Raw genomic sequence first — 22,152 nt, 5'->3', positions numbered from 1 at the left:
CCCCCGCCCCCGCACGGGTCACTTGTCCGCCATGACCCCCGCGCCGGTGTGCTCGGTGCCCGCCGGGGCCTCGATGGTCTGGCTGTACGGGTTGTCCTTCGACGCGGGGCGGACCTTCTGGGCGGCCTTGTGCGGGGTGCCCGCCGGGGCTTCGATCGTGTGGCTGTAGGAGGATCCGCCGCCCCCCTTGGCAGCGCCACCGCCGTTGTCCGCGGCGTGGGCGGCCCCGCCGAGGGCCAGCGTGCCGAGCAGGGCGGCGGCGGAGACGGCGGCGATGCGCTTGCTGAGCTTCATGAGGGGCTCCCTGGTGGTTCGCGGGTTTCTTGCTGACACCCAGAACGTAGAAGAAGCGGACATTTCCTCGCCCTAACGCTTTCCGCCCCCGGACCCCCTCCGCCCTTACGGCGCCCCGATCAGCGCTTGCGGCGGCCGCGGCGGGAGGCGGGCTCGGCCGGCTTCGGATCCGGTGGATCGATGCGGTGGAGGTCGAGGGTCGCCGGGAGCGGGGTGACTCCGGGGCCGCCCGCTTCGGCCCAGGCGATGACCTCGTCGGTGGCGGTGTCGTCCAGGGCCCAGCCGAACCAGACCGCGCGGGCGCCCCGGCGGCGGGCCTCCGTGGTGGGCTGGACCACGATCACGTTGGCCTGCGCGCATGGGCCGAGGCAGTCGCTCGTACGGACGGCCAGGCGCCCGCCGGAGGCCACCGCGGCCTCGTTCAGCCGGGCCAGTTGTCCCGCGTGGTCGGTGCCGGGGTTCTTGCGGGGGTCGCCGCAGCAGCAGCCCCGGCAGACCACCAGGGTGCAGGGGCGCGGGGCGTGGGCGGAGAGCGGGCGTATCCAGGTCACCGCCGCACGTTACCGGGCCTGCAGGACCGGGTGTTGGGGGGTGTGCGAGACCTCCGCCACATGCCCGGCGGCGCGTTCGTGCTGTTCCGGGGCCTGCGGGGCTTCCGCGGCCTGCGGGTCCTGGGGGGGCTGCGGGTCGTGAGGGGTCTGCGGGTCGTGGGGAGCCTGCGGGTCCCGCGCGCGGCGGCGGGCCAGTACCGCGCAGACCATCAGCTGCATCTGGTGGAAGAGCATGAGCGGGAGCACGGCGAGGCTCGCCTGGGCGCCGAACAGGACGCTGGCCATGGGGAGTCCGGCGGCCAGGCTCTTCTTCGACCCCGCGAACTGGATGGCGATCCGGTCCTCGCGGGTGAAGCCGAGGCGCTTGGCCCCGTACCAGGTGACCGTCAGCATCACGGCGAGGATGACCGCCTCCACCGCCATCAGCCCGCCGAGGCGCGGGAAGCTGACCTGGCGCCAGATCCCGGCGACCATGCCCGCGCTGAAGGCGGTGTAGACGACGAGCAGGATCGAGCCGCGGTCGACGTAGCCGAGGACCTTCTTGTTGCGGACGAGGAAGCCGCCCACCCAGGAGCGCAGGGCCTGGCCGAGGAGGAAGGGCAGGAGCAGCTGGAGGACGATCTTCACCAGCGAGTCGAGGGAGAAGCCGCCCGCGCTGTTGCCGAGCAGGCCCGCGGCGAGGAGGGGGGTCAGGAAGATGCCGATGAGGCTGGAGAAGGAGCCCGCGCAGATCGCGGCGGGGACGTTGCCGCGGGCGATCGAGGTGAAGGCGATGGAGGACTGGATGGTGGAGGGCACCAGGCAGAGGAAGAGCAGGCCGCTGTAGAGCGGCGGCGTGAGGACGCCGGGGACCAGGGCGTGCGCGGCGAGGCCCAGGAGGGGGAAGAGGAGGAAGGTGGAGGCGAGCACGGTGAGGTGGAGCCGCCAGTGGCGCATTCCGTCGAGGGCCTCGCGGGTGGAGAGCCGGGCGCCGTAGAGGAAGAAGAGCAGGGCCACCGCCGCGGTGGAGGCGGCCTCGGCCACGGAGGCGGCCGCGCCGCGGGCGGGCAGCAGGGCGGCGAGGCCGACGGTGGCGAGCAGACCCATGATGAACGGGTCCACGGGGAGCCGGGCGGGAAGGTGCGGGCGGCGCATGCGGATGCTCACTTGCTGGGGTCGGCGGGAGGGCGGGACGGGGCGGGGCAGGGAAGGGCGGTACGGGACTCGACGGCACTCGACGAGTTCCCCTTCATTTTCATTCTCGGGGGCGACTGGTGATCGGGAAACCCGTACACCGCTCTCACTGTGATCACGGAACGCGATGAGCGGGAGTAGGGTGAGCGGTGTGTACGACCCCGTTCAGCTGCGCACCTTCCTCACCGTCGCCCAGACCCTGAGCTTCACGCAGGCCGCCGCCCGGCTCGGCGTGCGCCAGTCCACGGTCAGCCAGCACGTGCGCCGGCTGGAGGAGGCCACGGGCCGGCCCCTCTTCCTGCGCGACACGCACAGCGTGGAGCTCACCGAGGACGGCGAGGCGCTGCTCGGTTTCGCCCGCTCGATCCTGGAGGCCAACGAGCGCGCGGCGGCCTTCTTCGCGGGGACGCGGATCCGGGGCCGGCTGCGCTTCGGCGCCTCGGAGGACTTCGTGCTGACCCGGCTGCCGGAGATCCTGGAGGCCTTCCGGCACGAGCACCCGGAGGTGGAGCTGGAGCTGTCCGTGGAGCTGTCGGGAACCCTGCACGAGCGGCTGGACGCTGGCCGGCTGGACCTCGTACTCGCCAAGCGGCGCGGGGACGGCGACGAGCGGGGACGGCTGGTGTGGCGGGACCGGATGGTGTGGATCGGGGCGGAGGGGCTGCGGGTGGACCCGGACCGGCCGGTCCCGCTGATCGTCTTCCCGCCGCCGGGGATCACGCGGGCCCGGGCGCTGGACGTGTTGCAGGCCGACGGGCGGCCGTGGCGGATCGCCTGTACGAGCGGCAGCCTGAGCGGCCTGATCGCGGCGGCGCGTGCGGGGCTCGGCGTGATGGCGCATACGCGCGGGCTGATCCCGCCGGGCCTGGTCCGGGTCAACGGCCTGCCGGACCTCGGCACGGTGGAGTTCGCACTCCTGCGCGGCCCCCGCGGCTCGGCCGCCGCGGAAGCCCTGGCCGCAGCCATCCTGTCGGGCGCGGACCGCCTGACCCGAACCGCGTAGGGGGCTCGCGCAGCCTGGGGGCATGGCTTCGCAGCCAGGGCCGCGCGCAAGACGCGGGGAGCCGCACAGGCGGGGCAGGACCACGCCGCCGGAGGCGGGGGCACCCAGCCAAGATCCGGGGCCACGAGCCGGGGCCGGGCAAGGTGCCGAGGCCGGAGGCCGGGGCCGAGGGCCGGGGGCCGGGGGCCGGGGGCCGGGGGCCGGGGGCCGGGGGCCGGGGGCCGGGGGCCGGAGGCCGGGGGCCGGAGGCCGGAGGCCGGGGGCCGGAGGCCGGAGGCCGGAGGCCGGGGGCCGGAGGCCGGGGCCGAGGGCCGGGGCCCCGGGCGGTGTCGCCGGGGGATTTCCAGCCGTCCGGCGATTGAGGACCGGGTCCGGGCGGAGCCCGGGGAACGGTGGAAGGGCGGGTAGGGGACCGGCCCCGCAGGGTACGCGCCCACGCGGGAGCCCCTCGGCCGTGGCGGGCCGGCCCTCGGCGGTCCCTCCGCGGCGCCGCGCCCACCGGGGTGAGCGTCGTCGACGGCCCGGGGCGGGGCGGGGCGCCCGCACGCTGTGGCCGAGCAGCTCGGGGCGATCGGGAACATCGCGGCCGAGGCCGCCCCGCCGCCCCGCCGCCCCGCGGCCCCCTGACCTGGGAATCAGGACGCCCCGGCGGGCCGAATGCGCTGCCGTTCGCGGCGCCGTGCGTTTATGGTCTGCGTACGCCAACCGGTCGCGCTCCGGCGGGAATTCGTACGGCACGACCAGAACGAGCAGGGGGACGCGCATGAAGATCGCGGTACTGGGGACCGGTGAGGTCGGGCAGCGGCTGGCGGGGAAGCTGCTCTCGGTCGGACACCAGGTCACGATGGGGTCCCGCACGGCGGACAACGCCGATGCCGTGCGGTGGGCCGCCGGGACGGGTGGCGCCCACGGAACCTTCGCCGAGGCCGCCACCTCCGCCGAGCTCGTCGTCAACGCCACCGGCGGACTGGTCTCGCTCGCCGTACTGGAGGCCGCCGGGGCCGGCAACCTCCGGGGGAAGACCGTCGTCGACGTCTCCAACGCGCTGGACTTCTCCGAGGGGTTCCCGCCGAAGGTGGTCACCCCGGACGGCCGCAGCGTCGCCGAGCAGCTCCAGAAGGCCTTCCCCGAGGCGCGGATCGTCAAGACGCTCAACACCATGAACAACGCCGTCATGGTCGAGCCCGGCCGGGTGCCCGGCCACCACACCGTGTTCGTGAGCGGCGACGACGCCGGTGCCAAGGCCGAGACCACGGCGCTCCTGCGCTCCTTCGGCTGGGCGCCCGGGCAGATCACCGATCTCGGCGACCTGTCGAGCGCCCGGGCCACCGAAGCTCTGATGGCGCTCTGGCTGCGCCTCTACGGGGTGCTCGGCCCGGTGGACTTCAACCTCTCCGTGGTCACGGCCCAGGGCACGTCCTGAATCGCACCGCCTGAACGCACCGCTGGGGAGGTCTTGTGGAGGTCTCCCTTCCGTGATCACCGGCGGTTGGGCGTGGGATAGCGTCGCCGCGCCGTACGGAGAGGAGCGGGCCTTGCACGAGATCACCGTCCCGCCGGTCGTCACGGGCTCGCCCGTCGGCGGCCTGGCCGACGCCGTCTTCCTGCACGCACGCGAGGACCCCGGCCGGGTCGTGCTCGGCCGCAAGTCGGGCGGGGTCTGGGGGGACGTGACCTCGGGCGAGCTGGCCTCCGAGGTGCTCGGGCTCGCCAAGGGGCTGCTGGCGCAGGGCATCCGCTTCGGGGACCGGGTCGCGATCATGTCCCGTACCCGGTACGAGTGGACGCTCTTCGACTTCGCCCTGTGGGCGATCGGCGCCCAGCCGGTCCCCGTCTACCCCTCGTCCTCCGCCGAGCAGGTGCACTGGATCCTCTACGACTCCGCGTGCACGGCCTGTGTGGTGGAGGACGAGGACCAGGCCATGACCGTCGGGTCGGTGATCGAGCGGCTGCCGATGCTGCGCCGGCTGTGGCAGCTGGACGCGGGCGCCGTGGACGGGCTCGTCCAGGACGGACTGCAGGTCGCCGAGGACGTCGTGCACCGCCACCGGAGCGCCGTGACGCCCGACGCGACGGCCACCGTCATCTACACCTCGGGGACCACCGGACGCCCCAAGGGCTGCGTGCTGACCCACGGCGCCTTCATGTTCGAGGCCGACACGATGGTGACCCGCTGGGAGTCCGTCTTCCAGGCCGGGCCCGGCGAGCAGCCGTCCACCCTGCTGTTCCTGCCGCTCGCCCACGTCTTCGGGCGGATGGTGGAGGTGGCGGCCGTCCGCGCCCGGGTGAAGCTCGGGCACCAGCCGGTGCTGGCGGCGGCCGAACTGCTGCCGGACCTCGCCGCGTTCCGGCCGACGTTCGTGCTCGGGGTGCCGTACGTCTTCGAGAAGGTCTTCGCCGCCGCCCGCCGCAAGGCCGAGACCGAGGGCCGGACGGGGCCCTTCGACCGGGCGGTGGAAACGGCCGTACGGTACGCGGAGGCCCGCGAGCAGAAGGCGTTCGGCGTGGGACCCGGGCCCTCGGCGAAACTGCGCATGGAGCACCAGCTCTTCGAGAAGCTGGTGTACGGGAAGGTCCGCGAGGCGCTGGGCGGCCGGGTGCGGTACGCCATGTCGGGCGGCTCCGCGATGTCGCGCCGGCTGGGGCTGTTCTTCGACGGCGCCGGGGTGACGGTCTTCGAGGGTTACGGGCTCACCGAGTCCTGCGCGGCGGCCACCGCGAACCCGCCCGGGGCCGTCAAGTACGGCACCGTCGGGCAGCCGATCCCCGGCGGTACGGTGCACATCGCCGAGGACGGGGAGATCTGGCTGTACGGCGCCCACGTCTTCTCCGGGTACCTGAACGACCCGCACGCCACGGAGGCCGTCCTGCGGGACGGCTGGCTGGCGACGGGGGACCTGGGGCGTCTCGACGCGGACGGGTACCTCACGATCACGGGGCGCAAGAAGGAGATCCTGGTGACCTCCAACGGCAAGAGCGTGGCCCCGGCCGCCCTGGAGGAGCGGGTCCGCTCGCACCCACTGGTCTCCCAGTGCGTCCTGGTGGGCAACGACCGGCCGTACATCGCGGCCCTGCTCACCCTGGACATGGAGGGGGTCGCGCACTGGCTGGCGATGCGCGGCCGCCCCCGGCTGACGGCGGCGGAGCTGGTGCTCGACCCCGATCTGACGGCGGAGGTGCGCCGGTCGGTGGTGGCGGCCAACACCCTGGTCTCCCAGGCCGAGTCGATCCGCACGTTCCGCGTCCTGGCCGAGCAGTTCACCGAGGAACGGGGGCTGCTCACGCCCTCGCTGAAGCTGAAGCGGCGGGCCATAGAGAAGGCCTACGCCAAGGAGGTGGCGGCCCTCTACCAGTCCTGACGAGCGCACGGCGTGATCACGCCGACGGTCCGAACCGTTACCTGACGGGTCGTCACTTTACTTGTCGTTGATATTGACGATGCGTCAGGTCGCGCACAGAATGCGGGGATTCCGACCGGAGGGGATCCACACATGTTGCGACCGATCCGCACCCTGGCCGCCGCGGCGGCAGCGCTCGCGCTCGTCTCCGCCTGCAACTCCGCCTCCAACGGCGCCTCCACCGACAAGCCGGGAGTAGCCGGCGGCAACTCCCGCGGGGTGACCGCCGATTCGATCAAGGTCGGCGGCATCGTGTCGATGACCAGCGCCAGTGGCTACAGCAAGAAGGCAACCGACCTCGGGGCGAAGGCACGCTACATGAGAGCCAACGCCGAGGGCGGGATCAACGGCCTCAAGATCGACTACATCGGGGCCGAGGACGACGGGCAGGACCCCGCCAAGAACCTGGCCGCGGCCCGCAAACTCGTCCAGCAGGACAAGGTCTTCGCGATCTCCCCCATGAGCTCGGTCACCTTCACCGGCGCCGACTTCCTGGAGCAGGAGAAGGTGCCCACCTTCGGCTGGGGCACCCTGCCCTCCTTCTGCGGGCCCAAGTACATCTACGGGTTCAACGGCTGCCTCGTCCCCACCCCCGGCGGCACCATCAACCAGACCTGGCCCGAGGGCATCGGCCAGATCCTCGGCGGCGCCGCGGGCAAGTCGGTCGCGATCATCGCCAACGACAGCGACGCCGGGAAGTTCGGTGTGCGCACCTTCCAGCAGGGCTTCGCCAGCGCCGGGTTCAAGGTCTCCTACGCCAAGGCCTCGGTGCCCGGCACCGCCGTACCGAGCGACTGGTCGGCGTACGTCAAGGAGATCCTCGAGAGCAACGACGGCAAGGCCCCGGACGCGGTCGTCTCCGTCATGCAGACCCCCAACAACATCGGGCTGTTCACCTCGCTCAAGCGCAGCGGATACAAGGGACTGCTCTCCGACCCGACCGACTACGACCCGGGTCTGCTCGCCAAGGACGCCACAAAGCAGGCCCTCGACGGCGTGCACGTCCTGCTGCAGTTCGAGCCGTTCGAGTCGACGAACCCGAAGATGGCCCAGTTCAAGGCCGACATCAAGGCCGCGTCGGGCGGGCTGGACGTGCCGCTCAACATGCACATGATGACCGGGTACATGTCGGCCGACCTGTTCGTGTCCATCGCGCAGAAGGCGGGCAAGGGCCTGACCGTCGAGTCCTTCCAGGCCGCCGCGCAGGGCTTCTCCGACACCGACACCCTCGTCGGCAACCGCGCGGAACCCAAGGGCCAGAAGGACAGCTTCGGCTGCGGGGCGCTCGTACAGCTGAAGAACGGCGCGTACGAGGTCTCCGTACCGTTCAAGTGCTACGAGTCCATCCCCTTCAAGTAGGGGTGCGGGAAACGGAATGGGAGATCTGCTCGCCTTCGTACTGAGCGGTCTGGTGTCCGGCGCCCTGTACGCACTGCTGGCCACCGGGCTGGTGCTGTCGTACTCGGCGTCCGGGCTGTTCAACTTCGCGCACGGGGCCACCGCCTACCTGTGCGCGCTCACCTTCTACGAACTGCACTCCGGGCTCGGCTGGCCGGCCGTCCCGGCGGCGCTGCTGGTGGTCCTCGTACTGGCACCCGGCCTCGGGTGGGCGCTGGACCGGCTGATGTTCCGCCGGCTCGCCCAGGTCGGCGAGACGGCGCAGATCGTGGCCACCATCGGACTCCTGGTGGCCCTGCCGGCGGCCGGGCTGTGGACGGTGGAGCTCCTGACCGACGCGGGAGCTCCCCTCAAGCCGGCGGAGAACCAGTTCGGACTGCCGGGAGTGGGGCCGAGCCCCGCCACGTCCTGGCAGCTCACCGCCGACGTGGGAATCGACTCCGACCAGCTGATCACCTGGGTGGCCACGGCCCTGGTGGCGGTCGCCCTGTGGGTGCTGATGCGGCACACCCGGCTGGGGCTGCGGCTGCGGGCCGCCGTCGACAACCGCTCGCTGACCGAGCTGCGCGGGATCGACGCCGACCGGCTGTCCTCGGTGGCGTGGATGATCGCGTCGGGGCTGGCCGGGCTCGCGGGGGTACTGGCGACGCCGCTGCTCGGGCTGTCGGCGCACGACTTCACGCTGTTCCTGTTCGTATCGGCCACCGCGGCCGTCATCGGGCGCTTCGCCTCCGTCCCGCTCGCCTTCGCCGGCGGACTGGGGCTCGGGGTCCTGCAGAACCTGGTCGTCGGCTACGCGTCCTTCGCCGACTCCATCACCGGCTTCAGGACGGCCGTGCCCTTCCTGATCCTCTTCGGGGGGCTGCTGGTGCTCACCCGGCGGGCCCGGGCCGCCGGGACCGCCGCCGTGGACGTGGCCTCCCCGGACCATCTGGCCGGCGCCCCGTGGGGGCGGCGCTGGGGCGTGTGGGCCGCGGGCGCGGTACTGCTGGGCACGGCCTTCTACACCGTGACCACCCCCTTCTGGAGCGGGCTCCTCGCGCAAGGGCTCGCGCTGGCCCTGGTGTTCATGTCCTTCACCGTGGTCACCGGGCTCGGCGCGATGGTGTCGCTGGCCCAGGGGACCTTCGTGACCGGGGCCGCGCTGGTGGCCGGACTGCTGATGAGCCGCGGGTGGCCGTTCTTCGCGGCGCTGGCGGTCGGCACGTGCGCGGCCGCCGTCCTGGGAGCGCTGGTCGCACTGCCCGCGCTACGGCTCGGCGGGCGCTCCCTGGCACTGGCGACACTGGCCCTGGCCTTCCTGGCGGACCAGGTGCTCTTCCAGATGCGGTGGCTGCGCAACGGGGACTCCGGGTGGTCGATCCCGCGTCCCGTCATCGGGCCGGTGGACCTCACCGACGACCGGGCGCTGGGGGTGGCGCTGCTCCTCCTGGTCGCGGCGGTCGCCGCCGGGCTGAGCGCGCTGCGGGGCTCCCCTTCGGGCCGGGCGATGCTCGCCGTGCGGTCGGCCCCCGCGGCCGCGATGGCCTCCGGGGTGTCCGTACTGCGGACGAAGCTGCTGCTGTTCACGCTGTCGGCGGGGCTGGCCGGGTTCGGGGGCGTGATGTACGCCTCGTACAACACCCGCATCACCGCTACGGACTTCACGGCGATGACCGGACTGGTGTGGCTGGCGGTGGTCGTCGCGGCGGGCGTCCGCAGGCCGCAGTACGCGGTGGTGGCGGGGCTGGTCTTCGCCGTCGCTCCGCGGGTGATGGCGGACTACGTGACGGAGTCGGCGCACCTGCCGGTGATCCTGTTCGGGCTGGCGGGGTTGGCCCTGGCCAACGATCCCGATGGGTATTGCGCGGCGGTGCCGGTGCGGCTGGCGCGGCGGCGGGCCGTTGCCCTGGCCGGAGCCCACGTCTCGGCCGGGGCCGTGCCCAAGACCGGGGCCGTGCCCAAGACCGGGGCCGGTCCCGAGACCGAGGCCGTGCCCGCGGTCCGGGACGGTGGCGAGGCCGGGGCCGGCGCCGTTCCCGCGGCCCGGGTCGGTGGCGGAGTCGGGGTGGGCCCGGCGGGGCTTTCCCCCACCCCGCCCCTTCCCGAAACCGGGCTCCGCCCGAACCCTTCGGGGGCTCCGCCCCCGGACTCCCGCTCCTCAAACTCCGGAGGGGCTGATCTCGCCGGGGGCCGGGGCGGCGCCCCGGTTTCGGGAAGGGGCGGGGTGGGGGACCTGTCGCCCGCTCTGGAGCTGCGCGGCGTCACCGCCGGGTACGACGGGGGGCTCGTGTTGCACGGGGTGGACCTCGTCGTGCGGCGCGGCGAGATCCTCGCCGTGCTCGGGCCCAACGGGGCCGGGAAGAGCACCGCCTGCCGGGTGGCGGCCGGAGCGCTGGCCGTCGCCGGCGGGACCGTCCACGTGGGCGGGCGGGACGCCACTCGCGACGGCGCCGTGGGCCGCTCCCGGGCGGGGGTGCTGCTCGCACCCGAGGGGCGGGGGATCTTCCCCGCGCTCAGCATCGAGGAGAACCTCTCCCTCTACCTGAGGGACGCGGAGGAACGGGACGCCGTCTACGACCGGTTCCCCCGGCTGCGCGAGCGGCGCACGCTCTCCGCCGGGTCGTTGTCCGGCGGGGAACAGCAAATGCTGGCCCTCGCACCGCTGTTGCAGCGGCCGCCCGGGGTGCTGATCGCGGACGAGCCCTCGCTCGGGCTCGCCCCGCGCGTGGTGGACGAGGTGTACGGGCTGCTCATGGAGCTCCGCACCGCCGGGACCGCGCTGCTGCTGGTGGAGGAGAAGGCGGCCGAGATCCTCGGGATCGCCGACACCGTCGCCTACCTCTCGCAGGGCCGGGTCTCCTGGTGCGGCCCGCGCTCCGAGGTGGAGACGGACCGGCTGACCGAGGCCTACCTGGGGATGGCGACATGAGAGAGGACCCCTATGTACTGGAGGCCCGCGGCGTCAGCGTCCGGTTCGGCGGGGTCAGGGCGCTGACGGGCGTGGACCTCGGGATCCGGGCCGGCGAGGTGTGCGGGCTGATCGGGCCGAACGGGGCCGGGAAGACCACCCTGTTCGACGTGCTGTCCGGGATCCGGCGGCCCGACCAGGGGCGGATGCTGCTCGACGGGGTGGACGTCACCCGGCGCTCCCCCGTCTGGCGGGCCCGGCACGGGATGCGCCGGACCTTCCAGCGCCAGCAGCTGTTCGGGCAGCTCAGCGTGGCCGACAACGTCCTCGTCGCGCAGGAGTGGCGGGGCGGGGGCGGCGGTCTCGCCGCCGACCTGGTCGCCTCGCCCACCCGGCGCCGCCGGGAGCGGGAGCGGCGGGAGCGGGCCGCGCGGGTGCTGGCCGACTGCGGCATCGGCGCGCTCGGGGACTCGTACGCCGGTGGTCTGCCGGTGGGGCGGGCCCGGATGGTGGAGCTCGCCCGCGCGGTGGCCGATCCGCCCCGGGTGCTACTCCTGGACGAGCCCGCGTCGGGCATGTCCGCGCCCGAACGCGAGCAGCTCGCGGCGGTCGTGCGCCGGCTCGCCGAGGAGGAGGGCTGCGCGGTGCTGCTGGTCGAGCACAACGTCGCCTTCGTGATGGACCTCTGCACCCGGGTGGTCGTCCTGGACCTGGGGACCGTCCTCGCCGAGGGCACGGCCGCCGAGGTACGGGCCAACGCTCTGGTCCGGGAGGCGTACCTGGGCGCGTAGGGCGTGACGTGCCCGTTTCCCGCCGTACGGATTCACCCGTACGGCGGGAATAGGCCACGCCGGAGGCCGGTTGTCGCCGGTCGTACGGGCAGGCTCACCGGCGTCCGTACGGCAGTCAGCACCCGCACCAGCGACGACCAGAGGGAACGACCGACGTGAACCAGGTCCCCGGCATCAAGCTCAACAACGGCACGCTCATGCCCCAGCTCGGCTACGGCGTCTGGCAGGTTCCGGACGCCGAGGCGGAGCAGGCCGTCCGGACGGCACTGGAGGCGGGCTACCGCAGCATCGACACGGCCGCCATCTACGGCAACGAGGAGGGCACAGGCAAGGCCATCGCCTCCGCCGGGGTGCCGCGCGAGGAGCTCTTCGTCACCACCAAGCTGTGGAACGGGAAGTCCGAGACCTGGGGCCGGGACAACGTGCTGCGCGAGTTCGACGCCTCGCTCGCCAAGCTGGGCCTCGACGAGATCGACCTGTACCTGATCCACTGGCCGCGCCCGATGCGCGACGACTTCCTGGCCATCTGGAAGACCTTCGAGGAGATCGCGCGGAGCGGCCGCGCCAAGGCCGTCGGCGTGTCCAACTTCCGCCCCGCCGACCTGGAGCGGCTCGGCGGCGAGAGCGCCCTGGTCCCGGCCGTGAACCAGATCGAGCTGCACCCGCTGCTCCCCCAGACCGAGCTGCGCGCCCTGCACGCGCGCCTGGGCATCGCCACCGAGGCCTGGTCCCCGCTCGGTCAGGGCAAGGACCTGCTCACCCTGCCCGCCGTCACCGCGATCGCCGACAAGCACGGCCGCTCGGCCGCGCAGGTGGTGCTGCGCTGGCACCTCCAGCTGGGCAACGTCGTGATCCCGAAGTCCGTGACCCCGGCGCGGATCCGGGAGAACCTCGACGTCTTCGGCTTCGAGCTGGACGCCGGGGACATCGCCGCGCTGGACGCGCTCGGCGCGGGCTCGGCGGGGCGCCGGATCGGTCCCGACCCGGCCGAGTTCGACTACTGAGCCGCCGGTGACAGGGACGGCGCGGACGAACGCGCAGACGAAGGCGCCCGACGGCGTGTACCTGATCCGCAATGCCGGGAGCGGGCTGCTGCTCCAGGTCGAGAGCGGCAACCGGGTCTGTGTCGGGCCGGACGGCGAGCCCGCCGCGGCCCGGCGGTGGGAGATCACCCCGGTGCACAGCGGCGGCGGGATCTTCCACCTGGTCAGCGTCCACAACGGCAAGCGGCTCGATGTCGCGAACGCGTCGACCGAGAGCGGCACCCGGGTCCAGGTGTGGAAGGCGAACGCCTTCGGGGCGCAGGAGTGGGTCGTGGAGGAACACCTCGACGACCCCGGCGTGGTCTCGCTGATCGCGGCCATCAGCGGTCTGCCGCTGGAGGCGGACGCGGAGGGCCGGGCCCGGCAGTGCGAGGACACCGATTCCCCGGCGCAGTGGTGGCGCCTGGAGCCCGCCTGAGGCGGGGCGGAGCAGTGGCAGGAGGCGGGGGGCGGGGGCGGGCGCCGTGGCGGGGCAGTTGGCCCATCGCCCCTGCCCCCGCCCGTCAGGCCCCCGCCCCTCAGCCCCCGCCCCTCAAGGCCCGTACGAAGCCGTGCAGCCGGTACGTCGGCTCCGCGCGCGGGGTGTCCGGCCCGGGCAGGAGTTCCAGCCGGTCCGCGAGCTCGCGCGGGGTGATCCCGCGCGGGTGGACCCGGGAGGCGTACCGCCCGGCGAGCAGGGCTTCGGCCGCCCCGCGCGGGGTGCGGCCCTGGCCGTGGCCGGTGAAGAGGGCTTCGCCGGCGGGGTACAGGCCCACCGAGGCCGCGTGGCCGGTGACGGCCTGGGCGGAGTCGGCGGGGGTGGCGGTGAGGTGCTCGGCGAGCACCGCGTCGATATCGCTGCCCACGTCGTGGGCGGCGTCCTTGTCGACGGTGGTGACGAAGACCCCGCCGGGCCGCAGCACCCGCCCGGCCTCGGCGATCACGGCGGCCACCAGGCCCGGTGAGCGCAGCAGGTGCAGCAGCCAGACCGCGCTGACCGCGTCGAGCGAACCCGAACGGAACGGGAGCCGGGCCCCGGAGGCGAGGACCACCGTGACCTCGCGGGAGCGCGCCATGGCGGCCATCCCGTACGAGGCGTCCGCGCCGAGGACGCGCAGCTCCGGGCGGGCGTCTGCGATGCGGGTGGTGACGATGCCCGTGCCGCAGCCGAGGTCGAGCAGGGTGGCGGTGTCCGGCGGGAGCAGGCCGAGGACCGCCGCGGCTGCGGCCTCGGCGCGCGGGGCCCCGCCGCGGGTGGCGTCGTAGGCCTGGGCTTCGGCGTCGTAGTCGAGGAGCGGTCTCGGTGCGGGCACGGGCATCGGCGGAGCTCCCGGCATCAGGCGGCGCCGTGGGACGGGGCCAGGGATTCGACGCGCTCCGCGAGGGTGAAGTCGGCGTCGGTGACGCGATCGCCGGCGTCGTGCGTGTTCGCGGAGAGGCGGACGGTGTTGTAGCCGAGCGTGAGGTCGGAGTGGTGGTTCAACTCCTCCTGCACGGAGGCGATGTGGCCGACCAGCGCGCTCGCCGCGAAGTGGCTGCCCAGCCGGTAGGTGCGGATGATCCGGTCGTCCTCGAAGGCCCAGCCGGGGAGTTCCCTCAGCCGGTCCTCGATCTCCTTCTGCGAAAGCGGCTCTCTCGACATCCGCAGGCTCCTTCCCCGTACACGGTGTACACGACTGCCCGATTGACCTGACGTGGAGTCAAGGTTCCCACAGCTCAGGCTCCGGGGAAGGTTTCGCGCCATAGTGCGTGCGGGTACTTCCGTGCCTTCCGTGGCCACCGCGCCGCCCCTATGCTCCTGCGCCGGACGTGACTGTTACCGCCGGTAATACCGCCGGGTTCCGACGACATCGAGGGAGCATCACCGTGACGCGCACAGGAAACTCCAGGCGCACGTTCATCGCGGGGGCCGCGGCCACCGCGGGCGGGTTATCGGCTGCCGGGGGCCTCGCGGCCCCGGCCGGCGCCGCCACCGGATCCGCCGCGGCCACCCCACCCGCCGCGGCCGGGCAGGCGCGCCGGGTCGCCGTCCTCGGCGGCGGGGTCGCCGGCCTCACCGCCGCGCACGAACTGGCCGAACGCGGCTACGCCGTCACCGTGTACGAGCGGCGGGCGCTCGGCGGCAAGGCCCGCAGCATGGACGTCCCCGGCAGCGCCCGCGGCGGCCGCCGGCCGCTGCCCGCGGAGCACGGCTTCCGGTTCATCCCGGGGATCTACCACAATCTGCCGGACACGATGCGGCGCATCCCCTTCCCCGGCAACGCGAACGGCGTCTGGGACAACCTGGTCGCCCCGCGCGAGATGATGTTCGCCCGGGCGGCCGGTCGCGAGGACCTGCGCGCGCCCATCCCCTGGCCGGAGCACTCCCCCGCCGAGCTGACCCCCGACGAGCTGCGCCGGGCCCTCACCGGCATCCTCCAGTCGCTGGTCCGCCTCCCGCTCCACGAGACGGCGTACTTCGTCGACCGCGCCCTGGTCTTCCTCACCAGCTGCGACGAGCGGCGCGACGGGCAGTGGGAGCGCACCCCGTGGTGGGAGTTCACCCGGGCCGCGCGGATGTCGAGCGAATACCAGCGGATCCTCGCCATCGGCGTCACCCGCAACATCGTCGCCACCAAGGCCGAGGAGGCCTCGACCCGCACGGTCGGCACGCTCGGCGAGGCCTTCGTCTTCAACCTGCTGGGCCGCGGCGCCGACGGTCCGCCGGACCGGATCCTGAACCTGCCCACCAACGAGGCGTGGATCGACCCGTGGGAGGACCATCTGCGCTCGCTGGGCGTGGAGTTCAACATCGGGTGGACGGTACGCGAGGTCCGGCACGGGGACGGCCGCGTGAGCGGGGTCCTCATCGAGGACCCGGCCGGAGCCGTGCGGACCGTCACCGCCGACCACTACGTCAGCGCGCTGCCCGTCGAACACGCCCGCCGCACCTGGAGCCCGGCGCTGCGCGCGGCCGACCCGATGCTCGGGCGGTGCGACCTGCTGCGGACCGACTGGATGACCGGCATCCAGTTCTACCTCACCGAGCGCGCACCCCTCGTACACGGCCACCTCAACTGCATCGACTCGCCCTGGTCGTTGACGGCGATCCAGCAGGCCGAGCACTGGCCGGCGCGGAACTTCCCCGCCGACTACGGGGACGGAACGGCCGTGGACTGCCTGTCGGTGGACATCTCCGAGTGGGACAAGCCGGGGATCCTCTACGGGAAGACGGCCAAGGAGTGTACCCGCGAGGAGGTCGCCCGCGAGGTGTGGGCGCAGCTGAAGGCCTCCCTCAACGACACCGGGAAGACCCTGCTGTCGGACGGAAAGCTGCACTCGTGGTTCCTGGACCCGGGGGTGGACGGGATCGGCACCCCCCATCCGACCAACCAGGACGAGCTGCTGATCCACCCGGCCGGGACCTTCCACAACCGGCCGAGCGCGGGCACCCGGATCCCGAACTTCTTCCTCAGCGGGGACTACGTCTCCGTCGACATCGACCTGGCGACGATGGAGGGGGCCAACGCATCGGCCCGTGCGGCCGTCAACTCCCTCCTGGACCGGGATGGTTCGACGGCGGCGCGGTGCACGGTGCGGGGGCTCTACCGGGCCCCCGAGGTGGAGTCCGCCAAGCGGCACGACCTGTGGCGCTACCGTCTCGGTCTGCGGAACGTCTTCGACGTGGGGTGAACGCGCGGTCTCCCGGCTGGGCTAACGTCGCCGTATGACGACTGCTGCGCCCTTGACGGTAGGCGCCCTGCTGCGCACCTGGCGGGAGCGGCGCGGGCTCAGTCAGCTGGAGCTGGCGGGCCGCGCCGACTCCTCCTCCCGCCACATCAGCTTCGTGGAGACGGGCCGGTCCCGGCCGAGCGAGGAGATGGTGCTGCGGCTCGCGGACCACCTGGAAGTCCCGGTGCGGGACCGCAACGCCCTGCTGGTGGCCGCGGGTTACGCGCCCCGGTACGCCCACACCCCGCTGGGCGACCCCTCCATGGAGGTGCTGCGCGAGGGGCTGGAGCGGCTGCTGACCGGCTACGAGCCGTATCCGGCGCTGGTGGTGGACGCCACGTACGAGGTGGTGGCCGCCAACCGGGGCATCCTGATGCTGATGGAGGGTCTGCCGGAGCACCTGCTGGCCGGTCCCCTCAACGCGATGCGACTGACCCTGCACCCGGAGGGCCTCGCCCCGCGGATCCGCAACCTGCGCGAGTGGCGCGGGCACCTGCTGGCCCAGATGGAGCGGCAGATCGCCCTGGCCCGCTCGGCGCCGCTGCGCGCGCTGTACGAGGAGGTGGCCGCCTATCCGCTGCCCGCGACGGCGGAGGGGACGGACGGGGCGGACGGGGCGGACTGGCCGTACGGGGACGGGCCGGTCGAGGCCGTCGCGTACCTCGCGCTCCCCCTGCGGATCGAGCACGACGGGCACCTGCTCTCCTTCGTGTCCTCCATCTCCACCTTCAACACCCCCATGGACGTGACGGTCGCCGAGCTGGCCATCGAGACCCTCCTCCCGGCCGACCCGGCGACGGTGAAGTACCTGCGGTCACTGGCGCCCTGAGTCCGCGCGCAGCGCGAGCTGCTGGAAGAGGGCGAAGGAGGCGACGACGAGCGCCTGCGCCACGATCCACACCGCCCCGGCGGTGGTGGGCGCGAACCAGAGCACGAGGGCGACGAGGCTGAGCGCGGCCCAGGCGTAGTTGCCTTCGATGACGATCCTGACGGGGAAGACCGGGGGCTGCGGGCGCGAGGCCAGCAGGCCGACGGCCGCCCCGTAGAACAGCATGAACACCCCGAATCCCAGCAGCACCCCCTGCCCGACGCCGAGCAGCCGGCCGAGGGGCGCGGAGAGGGCGACGTAGGCGAGCCCGTTGCCGGTGCTGACGACGGCGTCGAGGGCGAGGAACCGGCGCAGCGCGGTCCGGGGGACGGTGGTGCGGGCTACGGCGGTGAACAGGGTTGCGGACATGGCGGATCAGCCTCCGTCGAGGGTCGAATGCGCTGATGGGGTACGGATGCCCGGGCCCCGGAGCCGAGTGCGCGGCCCCGGAACCCGATGGCTTCCACTGTGCCGCCGGAGCCCCGGCAGGGTCGATTACCTCCCGGGTAATGGCGTACGGGCGCACGGGGGCTCGGCTGGGCGCCGTCCCCACATTTTTTGAGCTGAGCGGAAAGAAAGGTGGGGGACGGCCCTTTTCCGCCACGGAACCGGGGGTTAGGCTTCACGCAGAGCAACCAGTTCAAGCCATCTCTCTACTGACGGAGAAACACTCGGTGCGAGCCACCGACCGACCCGGCCTCCACGAGGTCCGGGCCCGTGTCGCGGCACTGGCGGAGCGGTGCGGCCAGGACCCGGCGCACGTGCTCGCCGTGGAACGGCTCAGCCTGCTGTCCGGGGTCGAACCGGCTCGAGTGCCCCGGATACTGGACGGCACCGCCACCGAACTGCCGCTGTGCGAGCGGGTGCACCGGCGTTTCCTGCGGCTGCGCGCCACCCGCCGCGACAAGCACGGCCGGGAGTGGTCGCTCGCGGCCATAGCCGAGGACTTCGACGCCCCCGGCGCCTCCCTCGGCCCGCTCAACGCGGGCACCGGACTGCCCCGGCTCGGCCACGCGGCCGGCGTGCAGCGGTTCTTCGGGGTGTACGCCGGCTTCCTGCTCGCCGACAGCAAGAGCGCGGTGGAGCGCGCCCTGGCCACCACCGGCTCCGGGTCCGGACCCGGGCCCGGATCCGGCTCCGGCTCCGGCTCCGGACCGGAGGGTCGGGCGGAGGGCGCCGCGGACGACCTCGAACGCCTCTCGTACCTCACCGGCATCACCCCGCAGGACATCCGGCTCACCCTCGACGGCAACCCGCCCCGGCTCCCGCTGAAGGAGCAGGTGCGCCGCCGCTTCGAGCACCTGCGCCGCACCCGCCCCCGGGAGGACGGACAGGCGCACTCCCTCTCCGCCATCGCCGGCTCCTTCGACGCCTCGGGCCAGTCGCTGACCCGCCTCGCCCAGGGCGAGGGGCTCCCCAACCTCGCGGCGGCCGCCGGGATCCAACGCTTCTACGGGGTCGAGAGCGGCTTCCTGCTGGCCGACGACACCGAGGCGCTGACCGGGGCGCTCACCGGGATCGAGCGCGAACTGCGGTCCTCGCAACGGCACGCCGAGAACCCGATGCTCGCCGTGCTGCGGGCGCACGACGTGCGCAGCATCGTCACCCGGGCCGGCCGGCTCTCGCCGGGCGGCTGGAAGTCGCTGGCGGACTACCTGGACGACCTGCTCGCGCGGGAAGGGCAGTTGGGCCGCCCGCCGGCCCCCAGCCCGCCGGGCGGCGCCGATGGCATCGACCGCAGTGCCGAAGGGGAAGCGCCATGAGGACCACACGGGCCATGCGGAGGCTCGGCGACGATCTGCTGGCGGCGGCGCGCCTGACTCCGGGCACGGACGCCCCCGGCATCATCGGGAGCCTGTGCGCCGCCTACGGGAGCGGCCGCGACCGGCCGGTGCTGTTCCGGTTCGCCACCTTCCCGCCCGACACGGCCAGCGGGCTGTGGCTGGAGATGGAGGACCGCGACCTCCTCGTCATCGAGGAGCGCACCCGGCCCGAGCACCAGCTCGTCATCGCCTGCCACGAGCTGTGGCACCTGGACGAGGGAACCTGCGACCGGCACGGCCAGGGCATGGCGGTGGCGGCCCGGCTGACCGGCCGGGGCGGCCGCCTGACGGAGCTGCTGCACTCCGAGGACGGGCTGCACTCCGAGGACGGGCTGGGCGCCGTGCTGCGGCAGGCGGCCGCCCGGGCCGACCGCAGCGATCCCGCGGAGGTCCGGGCGGAGACCTTCGGCCTGTACCTCGGAAAGATCCTCAAGGCCTTCTTGCCACCGCCCCGGGAGGAGCAGGTACCCGAGGCGATCGAGCGCATCAAGACCTCGTTCGGCTGTGGACGTTGAGCGGGCCCCGGCCCAAGCCCCCGGCGGCTGACCACCGCCTTCCCGCCGACGCACCCATTCCGCCGATGCGCACGCGCACGGCCCTGACAGAGAGCACCACACGATGACCCAGTCCTCCCCACCCCGCCGCGCCGTCGTCATCGGGGGCAGCATGGCCGGCCTCCTGGCGGCCGCCGTCCTCGCCGAGCACGCGACGGTCACCATCATCGACGCCGACATCCTGCCCGAGCTCCCGGAGCCCCGGCGCGGACTGCCGCAGGCCCGCCACGTCCACGTCCTGTGGTCGGGTGGCGCCCGGGCCGTCGAGGACATCCTGCCGGGCATCATGGAGGACTGGACGGCAGCGGGGGCGATCCGCCGCAGCCTGCCCACCGACCTGGTCGCCAAGACCGCCCGGGGCTGGATCCCGCGGTACGGGGAGAAGCAGTTCGGCGTCTCCTGCAGCCGTGACCTCCTCGACTCCGTGGTCCGCGCCCGGGTCATGGCCCTGCACGGGGTCACCACCCTCCAGCGCGGCCGGGTCCGCTCCCTGGAGGGGACCGCGGCGCGGATCACCGGCGTCCGTGTCGACACCCCGAAGGGGGAGGGCCGGCTGATCACCGCCGACTTCGTGGTCGACGCGAGCGGTCGCGGCTCCCGGGCCCGTGCCTGGCTCCGGGCGCTCGGCGTGGACGGCGTCCGGCAGGCGGAGGTCGACTCCGGCCTGGTCTGCGCGACCAGGATCTTCGAGGCCCCCGCCGGAGCCCACGAGGTGGGCTTCCCCATCGTCAACGTCCAGTCCGACCCCCGGGTCCCGGTCCCCGGCCAAACCGCGACGATCGTCCCCATCGAGAACGGCCGGTGGCAGGCCACCCTCTCCGGGACCCGGGGCGGCCGGCCCACCGGCGACCCCGACGCGTTCATCCCGTTCGCCAAGGGCATCCGCGACCCGATCGTCGGCGAGCTCCTCGAGGGCAGGAAGCCGCTGACCGACGTCGCCGTCACCCAGGACACCGCCAATCGCCGGGTCTTCTTCGAGAAGGCCCGGCTCCCCGGCGGTTTCTTCGCCGTCGGCGACTCCGTCGCCGCCTTCAACCCGCTCTACGGCCAGGGCCTGACGGTCGCGGCCAAGGGGCTGCTGGCCGTCCGCGCCCTGCTGCGCGCCAAGAGCCTGGCCCACCCGGCCATCGGCATGGAGGCGCAGCGCGCCCTCGCCCCGCAGGTGGACGCCGCCTGGGAGTTCGCCACCTCGCAGGACATCCTGTACCCGGGCGCCACCGGTACGGAGCCGCGCGCCGGCGCCGGCCTGCTCCACTCCTACGTCTCCCGGCTCGCGACCGGGGCCACCACCCGGGAGGAGCTGACCGCCGCCTACCTGGAGGTCGTCACCATGAGCGGCCCGCCCGCCCACCGGGTCAAGCCGTCGGTGCTCTGGCAGGTCCTGCGCGCCTCGGACCGCGATGCGCTGGGGGCCCCGCCGCTGACCGCCGCCGAGCGGGCCGTCGCGGGACTCGACCAAGAGGCCGACCCCGTCACAGCACTAGGCCCCCGATGACGGACGGGCTCATCCTCTACGTTCCGGGGTTCGTGATCCTCCTGGCTCTGGCCGTCAAGGCTCCGACCCTGCGCCGTGGCCGGGACCAGCCGCTGATGCGTGCCGTGTGCACGCTGCTCGTCGTCGGTTCCCTCGCCATGTTCCTGTCCGCGCCCCCGACGATCGCCGCGGTCAACCGGCTCACCGGCATCGACAACTTCTCCGCCCCCCTGGTCTACAGCACGCTCACCGCGTTCTCCGCGTCGTGCATCGTGCTGGTCCTGCACTGGGGCGGCGGCCCGACGCCGGGGGTCCGCCGGGCCACCCGGATCACGGTGGTCGCGTACGGCGCCGTCGTCGTGACGATCGTCTTCCTGTTCGCTAGGGGGGACGCGCCGGTCGAGCGGCTGCGCGACCTGGACACGTACTACGCCAACACCCCGTGGATGCGCGAGATGATCGCCCTCTACCTGGCCGCGCACGCCGTCGGCAGCACGGCGCTGACCCTGCTGTGCTGGAAGTGGCTGCGGCGTGTGGACCCGGCGCTGCGGGCGCTGCGCACCGGGCTGGCGCTGCTCATGTCCGGCATGGTGCTGGACGTGGGCTATCTCGTCGCGAAGTGGGCGGCGGTCGGCGCCCGCTGGTCCGGCCGGGACTGGGACGGCCTGTCCACCGATCTGGCGCCGCCGCTCGCCTCCGCGGCGGCGTTGCTGGTCGGAACCGGGTTCATCGTGCCCCTGGTCGGCGGATCGGCGGCCTGGCAGGAGCTCAGCCAGTACCGCAGGCTGCGTCCGCTGTGGAAGGCCCTGCACGGGTTCGCCGCGTCCAGTGTGATGACGGTGCCGCTCGCCTGGTGGTCCCCCGTCGGGATCCGGCTGATCCACCGCGAATCGGTGATCGATGACGGGCTGCTGGCGCTCGCCTCCTGGTTCGACCCCGCCGTCCGGAGCGAGGCCTACGAGGCCGCGCTGGCCCAGGGCCGGTGCGAGCGGGGCGCCGCCCTGGTGGCGGACGCGGCCGTACTCGCGGCCGCCTGCCGGCGCCGTGCCGCCTCCGGCCGGGCGGAACCCGGCCCCGGATCCGGTCCCGCCGAGCCCTGCCGCCTCGGCGGCCGGCCGCTGACGGAGCTGGCCCGGGAGTTCCACACCTCGCCCATCGTGGCGGAGGCCCGCCGCCGGGCCACGGCCCCCGCCTGAGACCTG

The 22,152-nt window shown here is 73.5% G+C and carries 20 protein-coding genes; 14 read left to right on the top strand and 6 right to left on the bottom strand.

The genetic code is table 11. The features are described from left to right. Nucleotides 1–18 precede the first annotated feature (18 nt). From OG247_RS35520 to OG247_RS35510, 3 genes are all read right to left on the bottom strand, one after another. Nucleotides 19–294: a hypothetical protein gene (locus OG247_RS35520; protein ID WP_327256068.1), complete on the bottom strand. Its 276-nt coding sequence runs from the start codon at nt 292–294 to the stop codon at nt 19–21. A 119-nt stretch (nt 295–413) separates the two neighbouring features. Further along, nucleotides 414–845: a (2Fe-2S) ferredoxin domain-containing protein gene (locus OG247_RS35515; protein ID WP_327256067.1), complete on the bottom strand. Its 432-nt coding sequence runs from the start codon at nt 843–845 to the stop codon at nt 414–416. A 9-nt stretch (nt 846–854) separates the two neighbouring features. Further along, on the bottom strand, nt 855–1,979 hold the full coding sequence (locus OG247_RS35510) for a bile acid:sodium symporter family protein (protein ID WP_327256066.1): 1,125 nt from the start codon (nt 1,977–1,979) through the stop codon (nt 855–857). Between the two features lie 190 nt (nt 1,980–2,169). Between OG247_RS35510 and OG247_RS35505 the strand changes: the two genes are divergently transcribed. From OG247_RS35505 to OG247_RS35470, 8 genes are all read left to right on the top strand, one after another. Further along, nucleotides 2,170–3,021 (top strand): LysR substrate-binding domain-containing protein, encoded by an 852-nt coding sequence (locus OG247_RS35505; RefSeq protein ID WP_327256065.1) that lies wholly within the window; start codon nt 2,170–2,172, stop codon nt 3,019–3,021. Nucleotides 3,022–3,784: 763 nt separating this feature from the next. Beyond that, entirely contained in the window at nt 3,785–4,444 is a 660-nt protein-coding gene (locus tag OG247_RS35500) for an NADPH-dependent F420 reductase (RefSeq protein ID WP_327256064.1), read from the top strand. Between the two features lie 112 nt (nt 4,445–4,556). Next, the gene (locus OG247_RS35495) at nt 4,557–6,380 is read left to right on the top strand and encodes an AMP-dependent synthetase/ligase (protein ID WP_327256063.1); all 1,824 of its coding nucleotides are present in this window, start codon (nt 4,557–4,559) and stop codon (nt 6,378–6,380) included. A 132-nt stretch (nt 6,381–6,512) separates the two neighbouring features. Further along, nucleotides 6,513–7,778 carry an ABC transporter substrate-binding protein gene (locus OG247_RS35490; protein WP_327256062.1) on the top strand — a complete coding sequence of 422 codons (1,266 nt, stop codon included), beginning with the start codon at nt 6,513–6,515 and terminating at the stop codon, nt 7,776–7,778. A 16-nt stretch (nt 7,779–7,794) separates the two neighbouring features. Further along, on the top strand, nt 7,795–10,728 hold the full coding sequence (locus OG247_RS35485; RefSeq protein WP_327256061.1) for an ABC transporter permease subunit: 2,934 nt from the start codon (nt 7,795–7,797) through the stop codon (nt 10,726–10,728). Next, the gene (locus OG247_RS35480; RefSeq protein WP_327256060.1) at nt 10,725–11,498 is read left to right on the top strand and encodes an ABC transporter ATP-binding protein; all 774 of its coding nucleotides are present in this window, start codon (nt 10,725–10,727) and stop codon (nt 11,496–11,498) included. Before OG247_RS35485 ends, OG247_RS35480 begins: the two co-directional genes overlap by 4 nt. Nucleotides 11,499–11,653: 155 nt before the next feature. Further along, nucleotides 11,654–12,502 (top strand): aldo/keto reductase, encoded by an 849-nt coding sequence (locus OG247_RS35475; protein ID WP_327256059.1) that lies wholly within the window; start codon nt 11,654–11,656, stop codon nt 12,500–12,502. A gap of 7 nt (nt 12,503–12,509) precedes the next feature. Next, on the top strand, nt 12,510–12,959 hold the full coding sequence (locus tag OG247_RS35470; RefSeq protein ID WP_327256058.1) for an RICIN domain-containing protein: 450 nt from the start codon (nt 12,510–12,512) through the stop codon (nt 12,957–12,959). Nucleotides 12,960–13,059: 100 nt separating this feature from the next. Here OG247_RS35470 and OG247_RS35465 read toward each other — a convergent pair whose 3' ends face one another. Both OG247_RS35465 and OG247_RS35460 read right to left on the bottom strand, forming a co-directional pair. Then, the gene (locus tag OG247_RS35465) at nt 13,060–13,839 is read right to left on the bottom strand and encodes a class I SAM-dependent methyltransferase (RefSeq protein WP_327256057.1); all 780 of its coding nucleotides are present in this window, start codon (nt 13,837–13,839) and stop codon (nt 13,060–13,062) included. A gap of 17 nt (nt 13,840–13,856) precedes the next feature. Then, nucleotides 13,857–14,162: a 4a-hydroxytetrahydrobiopterin dehydratase gene (locus OG247_RS35460; RefSeq protein WP_327256056.1), complete on the bottom strand. Its 306-nt coding sequence runs from the start codon at nt 14,160–14,162 to the stop codon at nt 13,857–13,859. A 224-nt stretch (nt 14,163–14,386) separates the two neighbouring features. Between OG247_RS35460 and OG247_RS35455 the strand changes: the two genes are divergently transcribed. Then, complete coding sequence (locus tag OG247_RS35455; protein ID WP_327256055.1) at nt 14,387–16,192, top strand: hydroxysqualene dehydroxylase; 1,806 nt, start codon at nt 14,387–14,389, stop codon at nt 16,190–16,192. 34 nt (nt 16,193–16,226) lie between these two features. After that, a complete protein-coding gene (locus OG247_RS35450) occupies nt 16,227–17,060 on the top strand; it encodes a helix-turn-helix domain-containing protein (RefSeq protein ID WP_327256054.1) in 834 nt (277 codons plus the stop codon). On the opposite strand, the gene OG247_RS35445 is transcribed toward OG247_RS35450, so the two are convergent. After that, nucleotides 17,046–17,468 carry a hypothetical protein gene (locus tag OG247_RS35445; protein ID WP_327256053.1) on the bottom strand — a complete coding sequence of 141 codons (423 nt, stop codon included), beginning with the start codon at nt 17,466–17,468 and terminating at the stop codon, nt 17,046–17,048. The genes OG247_RS35450 and OG247_RS35445 overlap by 15 nt on opposite strands. A 305-nt stretch (nt 17,469–17,773) precedes the next feature. Between OG247_RS35445 and OG247_RS35440 the strand changes: the two genes are divergently transcribed. The 4 genes from OG247_RS35440 to OG247_RS35425 all read left to right on the top strand — a co-directional run bounded on the left by OG247_RS35440 (nt 17,774) and on the right by OG247_RS35425 (nt 22,146). After that, nucleotides 17,774–18,862: a hypothetical protein gene (locus OG247_RS35440; RefSeq protein ID WP_327256052.1), complete on the top strand. Its 1,089-nt coding sequence runs from the start codon at nt 17,774–17,776 to the stop codon at nt 18,860–18,862. Continuing rightward, nucleotides 18,859–19,437 (top strand): toxin-antitoxin system, toxin component, encoded by a 579-nt coding sequence (locus OG247_RS35435; protein ID WP_327256051.1) that lies wholly within the window; start codon nt 18,859–18,861, stop codon nt 19,435–19,437. The genes OG247_RS35440 and OG247_RS35435 overlap by 4 nt, the downstream gene beginning before the upstream one ends. A 103-nt stretch (nt 19,438–19,540) precedes the next feature. Further along, a complete protein-coding gene (locus OG247_RS35430; protein WP_327256050.1) occupies nt 19,541–20,971 on the top strand; it encodes an NAD(P)/FAD-dependent oxidoreductase in 1,431 nt (476 codons plus the stop codon). Beyond that, nucleotides 20,968–22,146, top strand: coding sequence for an MAB_1171c family putative transporter (locus tag OG247_RS35425; RefSeq protein WP_327256049.1), 1,179 nt, complete (start codon nt 20,968–20,970; stop codon nt 22,144–22,146). The genes OG247_RS35430 and OG247_RS35425 overlap by 4 nt, the downstream gene beginning before the upstream one ends. Nucleotides 22,147–22,152 lie beyond the last annotated feature (6 nt).

Origin of the sequence: Streptomyces sp. NBC_01244 (assembly GCF_035987325.1) — a bacterium.
Classification (GTDB): domain Bacteria; phylum Actinomycetota; class Actinomycetes; order Streptomycetales; family Streptomycetaceae; genus Streptomyces.
Note: the sequence above shows the minus strand (reverse complement) of the source record. Positions and strands in the feature narration are given on the sequence as shown.

Coding starts and splice junctions, on each gene's coding strand:
- OG247_RS35520 (WP_327256068.1), bottom strand. CDS start 294: ATGAAGCTCAGCAAGCGCATCGCCGCCGTCTCCGCCGCCGCCCTGCTC.
- OG247_RS35510 (WP_327256066.1), bottom strand. CDS start 1,979: ATGCGCCGCCCGCACCTTCCCGCCCGGCTCCCCGTGGACCCGTTCATC.
- OG247_RS35500 (WP_327256064.1), top strand. CDS start 3,785: ATGAAGATCGCGGTACTGGGGACCGGTGAGGTCGGGCAGCGGCTGGCG.
- OG247_RS35490 (WP_327256062.1), top strand. CDS start 6,513: ATGTTGCGACCGATCCGCACCCTGGCCGCCGCGGCGGCAGCGCTCGCG.
- OG247_RS35485 (WP_327256061.1), top strand. CDS start 7,795: ATGGGAGATCTGCTCGCCTTCGTACTGAGCGGTCTGGTGTCCGGCGCC.
- OG247_RS35480 (WP_327256060.1), top strand. CDS start 10,725: ATGAGAGAGGACCCCTATGTACTGGAGGCCCGCGGCGTCAGCGTCCGG.
- OG247_RS35465 (WP_327256057.1), bottom strand. CDS start 13,839: ATGCCCGTGCCCGCACCGAGACCGCTCCTCGACTACGACGCCGAAGCC.
- OG247_RS35460 (WP_327256056.1), bottom strand. CDS start 14,162: ATGTCGAGAGAGCCGCTTTCGCAGAAGGAGATCGAGGACCGGCTGAGG.
- OG247_RS35450 (WP_327256054.1), top strand. CDS start 16,227: ATGACGACTGCTGCGCCCTTGACGGTAGGCGCCCTGCTGCGCACCTGG.
- OG247_RS35445 (WP_327256053.1), bottom strand. CDS start 17,468: ATGTCCGCAACCCTGTTCACCGCCGTAGCCCGCACCACCGTCCCCCGG.
- OG247_RS35435 (WP_327256051.1), top strand. CDS start 18,859: ATGAGGACCACACGGGCCATGCGGAGGCTCGGCGACGATCTGCTGGCG.
- OG247_RS35430 (WP_327256050.1), top strand. CDS start 19,541: ATGACCCAGTCCTCCCCACCCCGCCGCGCCGTCGTCATCGGGGGCAGC.
- OG247_RS35425 (WP_327256049.1), top strand. CDS start 20,968: ATGACGGACGGGCTCATCCTCTACGTTCCGGGGTTCGTGATCCTCCTG.